Source organism: Pseudomonadota bacterium (assembly GCA_016719885.1).
In the GTDB taxonomy this organism is placed as follows: Bacteria; Pseudomonadota; Gammaproteobacteria.
In genome coordinates, this window is record JADJYF010000025.1 from 1 (window position 1) to 10,753 (window position 10,753).

General features: G+C 65.2%; 3 protein-coding genes and 5 pseudogenes. 1 reads left to right on the forward strand and 7 read right to left on the reverse strand.

What is annotated here, in order from left to right:
• A pseudogene (locus IPM80_20635) lies at positions 1–647 on the forward strand (STAS domain-containing protein).
• A 69-nt stretch (positions 648–716) separates the two neighbouring features.
• Here IPM80_20635 and kdpE read toward each other — a convergent pair.
• The 7 genes and pseudogenes from kdpE to IPM80_20670 all read right to left on the reverse strand — a co-directional run bounded on the left by kdpE (position 717) and on the right by IPM80_20670 (position 10,753).
• On the reverse strand, positions 717–1,418 hold the full coding sequence (gene kdpE, locus IPM80_20640) for a two-component system response regulator KdpE (GenBank protein MBK8960758.1): 702 nt from the start codon (positions 1,416–1,418) through the stop codon (positions 717–719).
• Positions 1,415–4,107 (reverse strand): annotated as a pseudogene (locus tag IPM80_20645) (DUF4118 domain-containing protein). Before IPM80_20645 ends, kdpE begins: the two are co-directional and overlap by 4 nt.
• 120 nt (positions 4,108–4,227) lie before the next feature.
• Positions 4,228–4,798 (reverse strand): annotated as a pseudogene (gene kdpC, locus IPM80_20650) (potassium-transporting ATPase subunit KdpC).
• A 14-nt stretch (positions 4,799–4,812) separates the two neighbouring features.
• Positions 4,813–6,876: pseudogene (gene kdpB, locus IPM80_20655) on the reverse strand (potassium-transporting ATPase subunit KdpB).
• A 16-nt stretch (positions 6,877–6,892) separates the two neighbouring features.
• A complete protein-coding gene (gene kdpA, locus IPM80_20660) occupies positions 6,893–8,800 on the reverse strand; it encodes a potassium-transporting ATPase subunit KdpA (protein MBK8960759.1) in 1,908 nt (635 codons plus the stop codon).
• Positions 8,801–9,400: 600 nt separating this feature from the next.
• Positions 9,401–9,841 carry a PQQ-binding-like beta-propeller repeat protein gene (locus IPM80_20665; protein MBK8960760.1) on the reverse strand — a complete coding sequence of 147 codons (441 nt, stop codon included), beginning with the start codon at positions 9,839–9,841 and terminating at the stop codon, positions 9,401–9,403.
• Positions 9,838–10,753: pseudogene (locus tag IPM80_20670) on the reverse strand (PQQ-binding-like beta-propeller repeat protein). The gene IPM80_20665 and the pseudogene IPM80_20670 overlap by 4 nt, the downstream one beginning before the upstream one ends.

A 10,753-nucleotide genomic window follows, 5' to 3' on the forward strand; every position in this document is an offset into this window, starting at 1 on the left:
CATCGCGGTGCTGCTGTTCCTGGCGCCGCTCGCCGCCAGCATCCCGCTCGCGGCGCTTGCCGCCATCCTGTTCGTGGTGGCGTGGAACATGAGCGAGTTGAAACATGTCGCGTTCATCCTGCGCCGCGCACCGACCGCCGACCGCGTGATCCTCGTCTCACCTTCCTGTTGACGGTATTCGTGGATCTCGTGGTGGCGGTCAATGTCGGCGTGATCCTGGCGGTACTGCATTTCCTGCGGCGCATGTCGGAAGTGGTCGACACCCAGCCGATGGATGCGGAGGAATTGCGGAAGAACTGGCCGACAACGGCCTCGCCGAGCTGCCGCCCGGCGTGCTGGTCTACGAGATAGATGGCCCGATGTTCTTCGGCGCGGTGGAGAATTTCGAACGCGCCTGCAAACCCACACCCGATCCCCGCGCGCTGGTGATCCGTATGCGGCGTGTGCCGTTCGTGGACATCACCGGCATCCAGACGCTCGAAGCGGTGGATGAACTGCGGGGCCGCAAGGTGCTGGTGGTGCTATGCGAGGCCAATGAACGGGTACGGGCGAAGCTCGCCAAGGCCGGCGTGGTGGACAAGCTCGGCGAAGGCGGATACGCGCAGGATTTCAGCGCGGCGATCGCGAAGCTGAGTGCCACCCTATAGGTGCGAATTCATTCGCACCCCCTTTTTCAATCGTCCGCCGGGCCTTTCAATGTGCGATTGAAATCGCACCTACAGGGGATCGACGCAAAATCGATAGCCCACGCCCGGTTCGGTGATGAAATGACGTGGACGTGTCGGGTCGACTTCCAGCTTTCTGCGCAATGCCGTCATGTAGACGCGCAGGTAATGGTGATCGTCCGCATGTGACGGACCCCACACCTCGCGCAACATCTGGCGATGGGTCATGACCCGTCCGGCATTGCCGAGCATCAACACCAGCAGGCGATATTCGATCGGTGTCAGGTGGACGACGGCGTCATCGCGCTTCACCACGCGTGCCGCGAGGTCGACCTCCACGCTGCCGAAGCATAGCGTCTGCCCAGCCTCGGTGGCGGCGCCGCGACTGCGTCGTAACAACGCACGCACGCGCGCCATCAACTCGCTGACGCCGAAAGGCTTGGTCAGGTAGTCGTCGGCGCCGGCATCCAGCGCCGCGACGCGATCCTGTTCCAGCGGTCGCGCTGACAGGATCAGGATTGGCACGTTCGACCAACCACGGATGTCTTTCACCACCTCAATGCCGTCGCCGTCGGGCAATCCCAGGTCGAGGATGACGAGATCGGGACGGCGCGTGCCGACTTCTAGCAGCCCTTGGCGTGCGGTCTGCGCCTCGCTGACCTGGCAGTGCTCGGCTTCCAGCGCCATGGTCACGAAGCGCCGGATCTGCTTTTCGTCCTCGACCAGGACGACCTTGACGGTCGGCGTGCTCACGGCTCTTCCAGGGGCAGGGCCGGCGGCGAGCCGGCCGGCAGGCGCAGGATGATGCACGCCCCTCCCTGCGCGCGGTTCTCCGCCGCGACAGTGCCGTGGTGGGCTTCCACTACCGCGCGCACGATCGACAGGCCCAGTCCCATGCCACCCACCTGGCTGTCGGACGGCCCGCGCGTGAACTTTTCAAAAAGGCGCTGCTCGCTGCCGGCCGGCAGGCCAGGACCGTTGTCGGCGACGGTGATCTCTATCCACTCACCGGCGTGGCGCGCTGCTATCTCGATGGTGCTGCCAGGCGGCGTGTACTTGGCGGCGTTCTCCAGCAGATTACACAACGCCCGTTCCATAAGCAGCGTGTCGAATTCCACCAGCGGCAGATCGGCGGGCAGGCTGACACGCACGTTGTGCTCGGCCAGCATCGCCGCGCGTGCCTGCAACGCGACGCCCACCACTTCCTCGAGAGGCTGCCATTCGCGCTGCAGCCGCACGTTGTTAGATTGCAGTCGCGCCATTTCCAGCAGGTTCATCACCATGGTGCTGGTGCGCAGCGCCTCTTCACGTATCGATGCGGCGATGTCGGCCTGCGCGTTCGACAATGGCGGACCGGCGAGATGGATCGAATCGGCGAGGCCGGCGAGCACCGTCAGCGGTGTTTTCAGATCATGCGAGAGTGCCGACAGCAGCGAATTGCGCAATCGTTCCGATTCCATGTGCACCAGGGCGGCCTGGGCGACGGCGATGAAATGCAAGCGCTCGAGAGCGATGGCGATGAGCGCGGCGGCAGTATCGAGCAGGCGTCGCTGCTCGGGGTTCAGCAGCCAGCGCGGACGGCTCGGAACCATCACCAGCACGCCGCGCGTGCGGATCGGCGCCTTCAAGGGGATGTAAAGGGCCGGCGCCGCAGGCAGGGTGTCGGTGGTGGTCCCGGCGTTGGCATTGTGACTCAGGGTCCACTGCGCTATCGATACGTCGGCCGCCGGCGGCAGCGCGATGCCCGGCGCGGCGACCAGCTTGTCAGCGTCATCGAGCAGGAACAGCCCGGCCTCGACGTCGAACAGGCGCGCGACGAATCGATTGCCGAGATCGGTGATCTGCTCGAGCGTCAGCACCGAAGACAGGTCCCGAGCGAACTCGAACAAAGCGCGCATGCGTCGTTCGCGCTCACCGGCCACGGTGGCTTCGAAGCGCAGGTGCGCGGTCAGTTGTCCGACCAGCAAGGCCACCGCCAGCATCACCACGAAGGTGACGGCGTAGTGCAGATCGTGTATCGAAAAGGACAGGCGCGGCGGCACGAAGAAGAAATCGAAACACGCCACCGACATCACTGCCGCCAAGGTGCCGGGTCCCGGCCCGAAGCGATAGGCGGCCAACACAGAGGCCAGTAGCAGCAGCATCACCGAGTTGGTGAGCCCCAGCAGGTGCTGCGCAGCCGCGGTCGCGATCGTGGTCACCAGCACCGCGGCGCCGGCGCCGACATAGGCCGGCCATCGCGCGACCGACGAATCGTCGAAGGACGCCATGCCAGGGAGCGGATCGCGGTCGCGGGCGAGTCCGTCGTTCGCCACCGAAAGTAGCGTCGAGATCCGAGCGCCCGGCGCGCCACGCGCTCGGCGAAACTCGCGCGCCATGGCCAGCGTTTCTCGCTGTCGCGCCCGACGAGTACGCGGCCGAGATTGTGCTCACGCGCGTAGGCGCAGGCCGCGGCCACGGCGTCGGTGGCGGCCAGGTTGGCGGTCACCGCCCCCAGGTCATGGGCCATCTTCAGGGTCTGCACGACGCGCGCGCGTTGCGCGGCGGGCAGACGCTGCAGCCGCGGCGTCTCGACGTGCACCGCATGCCAGGGCACGTGGTTCTGCGCGGCCATGCGCGCCGCGCTGCGAATCAGGCGTTCATGACCGGCACCGGCGCCCACGCACAGCAGGATGGAATCCTGAGTGCGCCATACCGAGCTGACGGATTGTTCACGGCGATAGGCGAGCACGTCGCTGTCGACGCGGTCGGCGGTGCGTCGCAGGGCCAGTTCGCGCAGCGCGAGCAGATTGCCCTTGCGAAAGAAATTCTGCATGGCGCGCTCGGCCTGCTCGGGAACGTAGACCTTGCCTTCCTTGAGACGCGCCAGCAGTTCTTCGTGGGGTAGATCGACCAGCACCACCTCGTTGGCAGCGTCGAAGCTGCTGTCGGGCACGGTTTCCCACACCCGTGTGCCGGTGATGCCCCCGACCACGTTGTTGAGACTCTCGAGGTGCTGCACATTGACGGTCGAATAGACATCGATACCGGCGCCGAGCAGGTCGTCGACATCCTGCCAGCGTTTCGGATGCCGGCCGCCGGGGGCATTGGAATGCGCCAGTTCATCGACCAGCAGCAGATCGGGATGGCGTGTCAGCGCGGCGTCGAGATCGAAGTCACTCAATACCTGGTCGCGATACTGGACCACGCGCGGGGGAAGCACCTCCAGGCCTTCCAGCAATGCAGCCGTCTCGGCGCGGCCGTGGGTCTCGACCACGCCCACCACCACGTCCACACCCTGCGCCTTCATGGCCTGCGCGGCTTTCAGCATGGCGTAGGTCTTGCCGACGCCGGGACTGGCGCCGAAGAACAGCTTCAGACGACCGCGCTCCCCGCGTTGCTCGTCAGCACGGATGGCCGCCAGCAGGGCGTCGGGGTCGGGACGGGATGGTGGCGTCGACATGTCTGTCAGATCAGGCGCGCGCGTAGCAGTCCGCCCATCGTCGGCGCGCCGGGCGCAGCTCGAGCGCAACTTTGAATGTTTGGCATCACCGGCATGGCGGTAGAAGTGTAGCGAGCTCCGTCACCGCGCTTCGAGCGCCAGGTTGAGTTCCAGTACGTTGACCCGTTGCTCGCCGAGCACGCCCCAATGGCGCTGCTCGGTATGCTGGGCAACCAGGTGCTGGACGGAATCCACGCTCATGCCACGCAGACGCGCTACGCGCGGTGCCTGGAAATGCGCCGCCGCCGGGCTGATATGCGGATCGAGACCGCTGCCCGACGCCGTGACGAGGTCGAGCGGAATGGCCGCCAGCTGTTCCGGATCGGCTTGCCTGAGCGCCGCGATGCGCCCCTGCACGGCCTCGAGCAGGGCGGGATTGAGCGGCCCCTGGTTGGAACCGCCCGAGGCCAGGCCGTTGTTCGGCCACCCGCCGGTCGCCGATGGTCGGCCCCAGAAGAATTTCGGGTCAGTGAAATTCTGGCCGATCAGACTCGGAGCCGACCAGGGTGCCATCGCTTGTCAGCAGACTGCCCTCGGCTTCACGCGGAAACAGCGCTTGAGCAATCACCGTCACCAGCATCGGATAGGCGGCGCCGGTCACCACGCTCAACATCACGAACAAGCTCATCGCCGGACGCCACAAGGTTTTCATGGAAGCTGCCTCCTTCAGGCCAGACCGCTTACCGCGATCAGGACATCTATCAACTTGATGCCGACGAACGGCGCCACGATGCCGCCCAGGCCATAGACGGCGAGATTGCGTCGCAGCAGTATCGCCGCGCCGCGCGGCTCGTATTTCACACCGCGCAGCGCCAGCGGGATCAGCCCCATGATGATCAGGGCGTTGAAGATCACGGCCGACAGGATGGCCGAAGCCGGGCTCGCGAGCTGCATGACGTTCAGCGCGGCGAGCTGCGGGTAGGTGGTGACGAAGGCGGCCGGAATGATCGCGAAATATTTAGCGACGTCATTCGCGACACTGAACGTGGTGAGCGCACCACGTGTCATCAGCATCTGCTTGCCGGTCTCGACCACTTCGATGAGCTTGGTCGGGTTGGAATCGAGATCGACCATGTTGCCGGCCTCCTTGGCCGCCTGCGTGCCGGTATTCATGGCCACCGCGACGTCGGCCTGCGCCAGCGCCGGCGCGTCGTTGGTGCCGTCGCCCGTCATCGCCACCAGGCGGCCCTCGGCCTGGTGTTGCCGGATCAGAGCGAGCTTGGCCTCCGGCGTCGCCTCGGCGAGGAAATCGTCTACGCCCGCCTCGGCGGCGATGGCCGCCGCCGTCAGTCGATTGTCACCGGTGATCATGATGGTGCGGATGCCCATGCGCCGCAGCTCGGCGAAGCGCGACTTGATGCCACCCTTGACGATGTCTTTCAGTTCAACCACGCCCAGCACCTGGGCATTCTCCGCCACCACCAGGGGCGTGCCGCCGCGGCGCGCCACGCCTCGGCGCTGTCAAGCACCGAGGCGGGAACACGCCGCCGAGCTCATCGACGTGGCGGCGAATGGCGTCCAGGATCCTTTACGGATCTGGCGGCCGTCGAGATCCACGCCGCTCATGCGCGTGTGCGCCGAGAAATGGATGAACTGGGCGCCGAGCGCCGTGATGTCACGCTCCCGCAATGCGTAGCGCTGCTTGGCCAGCACCACCACGCTGCGCCCTTCCGGCGTTTCGTCGGCAAGTGAACCGAGCTGCGCGGCGTCCGCCAGGCGTTGCTCGCTGACACCATCGGCCGGCAGGAATGCAGCCGCCTGACGATTGCCCAGCGTGATGGTGCCGGTCTTGTCGAGCAGCAGCACGTCGACGTCACCGGCCGCTTCCACCGCGCGACCGGAAGTGGCAATGACATTGGCTTGCATCATGCGACTCATGCCCGCCACGCCGATGGCCGACAACAGGCCGGCAATGGTGGTCGGTATCAGGCACACCAGCAGCGCCACCAGCACCGTGATGCTGACCGCCTGTCCGCTGCCCGCGACCGCGACGCTGAACTGCGAGAACGGCAGCAGCGTGACCGTGACGCCGAGAAACACGATGGTCAGCGCCACCAGCAGAATGGTGAGCGCGATTTCATTCGGCGTCTTCTGGCGTCGGGCGCTTTCGACCATGGCAATCATGCGGTCGACGAAGGTCTCGCCCGGGTTGACGCTCACGCGGACCATGAGCCAGTCCGATAACACCCGGGTGCCGCCGGTCACCGCAGAAAAATCTCCTCCCGCTTCACGAATGACGGGCGCCGACTCGCCGGTGATGGCGGATTCATCGACCGACGCCACGCCTTCGATCACCTCCCCATCGGCGGGTATCGACTCACCGGCCTCGACCAGCACGACGTCGTCTTTGCGCAGATCGGTGGCCGGCACGTTCGTGCTGTGTGCCGTGCGCCGCGCCTCAACGAGGCGCCGGGCGGTCATCTCCTGCTTGAGACCGCGCAGCGACGCCGCCTGCGCTTTGCTGCGCCCCTCGGCCAGCGCCTCGGCGAAGTTGGCGAACAGCACCGTGAACCACAGCCAGATACCGATTGCGAATATGAAGCCGCTCGATGTCTCGCCGCGACCGACAAGCGCCTGCAACCACAACAGGCTGGTCAGCAGGCTGCCGGCATACACCACGAACATCACCGGATTGCGCCACTGCACCGCTGGGTTGAGCTTGCGCAAGGCGTCTAGCAGCGCCGGCCTGATGAGCGTCGGCTCAAACAGCGCGAGGTTGCGACGAGACATGGTCCTTCTCCTCGGCTCAGGGCTTGGCCCACAACATCAAATGTTCGACCACCGGCCCGAGGGCCAGCGCCGGCACGTAGTTCAGCGCGCCGATCAGCACCACCGTCCCGATCAGCAGCACCACGAACAGGGGCCCGTGGGTCGGCATGGTGCCGGCGCTTGCCGCGAGACGCTTCTTGGCGGCCAGAGCGCCGGCCATCGCCAACACCGGCACGATGACACCGAAACGCCCCAGCCACATCGCGACACCGAGCGCGAGGTTGTAGAACGGCGTGTTGGCCGACAGGCCCGCGAAGGCGCTGCCGTTGTTGTTGCCGGCGGAAGTGAAGGCGTACAGGATCTCCGAAAAGCCATGGGCGCCCGGGTTGGCCACGCCCGCCGGCCCGGCGCTGACCGACACGGCGAGCGCCGTACCCGCCAACACCACCAGCGGCGTGATCAAGACCGCGAGCGACACCATCTTCATTTCGAAGGCCTCGATCTTCTTGCCTAGGTATTCGGGCGTACGCCCGATCATGAGGCCGGCGATGAACACCGCCATCACCGCGTACGCCAGCATGCCGTACAGGCCTGTGCCGACCCCGCCGAACACCACTTCGCCGAGCATCATGTTCCATAGCGGCACGAGACCGCCGAGCGGCGTGAAGGAATCGTGCATGGCGTTGACGGCGCCGCAGGATGCCAGCGTGGTGATGGTGGCGAACAATGCGGAGTCGGCGATGCCGAAGCGCGTTTCCTTGCCTTCCATGTTACCGACCATATGCTCCACGCCGAGACCTGCCAGCAGCGGGTTGCCCTGTTGCTCGAAAGCGATGGCGGCCACCGCCATCACCACGAACATCAGCGTCATGGCCGCCAGCACCGCCCAGCCCTGGCGCTTGTCACCCACCATGATGCCGAAGCACAGGCACAGCGCCGCCGGAATGAGAAAAATGGACAGCATCTGGATGAAATTGCTCAAGGGCGTCGGATTCTCGAATGGGTGCGCCGAGTTCGCGTTCAGAAAGCCACCACCGTTGGTGCCCAGCATCTTGATCGCTTCCTGGGAGGCCATCGGCCCCATGGGCACCGATTGCGTGCGCAGTTCGACGGTTTCGGTGCGCACATCACCGTTGGCGTCTGTGCTCGCCTGACCGTCGGCATCCTGCAGTGCGCGCGTGTATTGCGTGGTGTCGAGCGTGGTCGCTTCGCGATAGGCGGCGAAGTTCTGCACCACGCCTTGGCTCACCAGGAACACGGCGTAGACCACGCACAAGGGCAGCAGCACGTAGAGCGTGACGCGCGTCAAGTCCACCCAGGCGTTGCCGATGGTCGCACTGCTGCGCCGCGCGAAGCCGCGAATGAGCGCGATGGCGACCACGATACCGGTCGCCGCGGACAGAAAGTTCTGCACCGCCAGGCCGACCATCTGCGTCAGGTAACTCATGGTCGCTTCGCCGCCATAGCCCTGCCAGTTGGTGTTCGTCACGAAGCTGACGGCGGTATTGAAGGACGAATCGGCACTCACGGCCGGCAATGCCTCAAGATTGAGCGGCAGGTGTGCCTGCAGGCGTTGCAGGGCATAGAGCGCCACCACGCCCACCGCGTTGAACAGCACAATGGCCAGCGCATAGCGCACCCAGCCCATCTGCTCGTCCGCACGCACAGCGCTCAAGCGATAGATGAGCATTTCCAGCGGCCGGCCAATGCGCAGCGCGAACGACGATTCGCCGTCCAGTACGCGTGCAAGGTAACTGCCGAGCGGCACGGCGGCGGCCAGCAGGGTGGTGAGGTACAAACCCAACAGCAGCCAGGCGTGGGCATTCACAGGAAGTCCTCGGGCTTGAGCAGGGCGGCGACGAGGTAGACGAGCAACAGCACGGCGAGGAAGCCGGCCACGAGGTGCAGGGCGCTCATGAGCGCCGCTCGAGTCGCGCGCACACATGCGCGAATCCGATCGGCGCCGCGCTCAGCAGGCCAACTATCAACAGAGATAACCAATCCATCTCGGCACTCCCGTGGGTGACGAATGGAGATACTCTAGGGGCTGGCCCGCAAATTAGCGCGCAAGATTCACCCGGCGGGCGCTAAATTTTCATAAAATTTTGAGTGTCGTCAGTGGCGACAGGCGAAGCAGAAACATTCACGGTCCACGCACTTGCATCGGGCGGCGCGGGCCAAGGCAGGCGTGCTTCTCGCCACTCGCCATTCGTGGTTTCGAAACCGCACCTACAAGGTCCGCCGCTCGCCGCGCTGGGCCATACGGCGGCGCTCGCAGTTTCCACTTCCGACCACGCTGCTTCCACGCCGCCGCCGGCCCTTTCAATGTGCGATTGAAATCGCACCTACACGGTCTGTCTCTTCGCCGGCGGGCGCTGCCGTGTAGGTGCGAATCTGACGGCTCCCCACAAAAACGCTAGTGGTGGCCTTAGATATCAAGCAGATAAGTGGTAGACGCAGCTGCCGCCTGATGCCGTTGGCGAGCCGCGCGTTACCGCTACTACCCACCGACTTCAAGGCCTCGTGACTGGTCGGGATCGGCGATTCACGCAGGTCCGGCGCCGTGCCACCCGATACCACGCCGCTGCCATGGCATTGACGCAGGTGCTGACACAGACGCCTGGCCGGCGGCGGCGAGTTGGTCGTCGACCTCAAAGTCCCGCACATCGATGGGCTGCGCGAAGGCCGGTGGCGGCGACGGCGGCATGGGCAGCTTGCCGTCGAGGCTGAACGTGATCACCCGTCGCGGATGCACCTTGTATTTCCAGCCGTGCTGCCCGGCCAGCGTGCCGGTCAACAGCGCCGAACCGCCCCAACCCACCATCAGCGCCACCTGCTGCTTGCCGTCGACCGTGTAGGTGATGGGCGCTGCGGTGATGCCGGAGCCGACGTTCACCTTCCACAGTTCGTCGCCAGTGGTGGCGTTGTAGGCGACGAACAAGCCGTCGGCGCGCCCTTCGAACACCAGGTTGCCGGCGGTGGTCATGGTGCCGGGGTTTCAGTTGGGTGGCAGGGTCTTCTTACCGACCTGCTTTTGATTGACGGGTCCCAGGCCAGCAACGAGGACGACTCCAGTCGCCGCGGGTACGTCGTCGGTGCCAAAATGCACGCCCGTGTCGATGCTGAAATGCGGTGACTGCCACTTCGTCGGATCGATACCCTTGTCGTTGAACACGCCAGCCATCTCGATGGTCGGGTGGTACCGGGGTTGTAGGACATCGGGTGCCAGCTATGCGCGCCTATCGGGCTCGGCCACACCATTTCCTCGCCGTCCTCGTAACGCGCGCCCTTCACTTCCACCGGGCGCCCGGTCTTGAGATCGACCTTCTCCGCCCACGTAACCTTGCCGAATTTCTCCGCTGACAGCAGCTCGCCGTTGGCGCGGTTGATGATGTAGAAGAAGCCGTTCTTGGGCGCGTGCAGCAGCGCCTTGATCGGCTGGCCGCCGTACTTGATGTCGGCCAGCACGATGTCCATGCTCGACTTGTAGTCCCAGGTTTCACCGGGCGTGGTCTGGTAGTGCCACTTGTACTCGCCGGTGTCGGCGTCGAGCGCGACGATGGAACACAGGAACAGGTTGTCGCCACCGCCAGGACTTCTGATCTTCTGGTTCCACGGCGACCATTGCCAGTGCCGAGCAACACCTGGTTGAACTCGGCGTCGTAGGTGATGCCATTCCACGTTGCGCCGCCGCCGTGCTTACCTCGCCGGTCCAGATCTTGGCCGCCAATTTCCCTTTATCCTCGAAGCCGTCGGCGGGATTGCCGGGGCACCACGTAGAAGCGCCACGCCTGCTTGCCGGTGTCGATGTCCGTAGGCAATCACGTAGCCGCGCGCCGCTTCGTGCTCGGTGCCGCCAATGCCGATCAGCACCTTGTCGCGGAACACCTTGGGCGCG

Excerpts from the sequence above, each read along its gene's own strand:
- kdpA (MBK8960759.1), bottom strand. The coding sequence starts at position 8,800 with ATGTGTGCGCGCGACTCGAGCGGCGCTCATGAGCGCCCTGCACCTCGT.
- IPM80_20665 (MBK8960760.1), bottom strand. The coding sequence starts at position 9,841 with ATGACCACCGCCGGCAACCTGGTGTTCGAAGGGCGCGCCGACGGCTTG.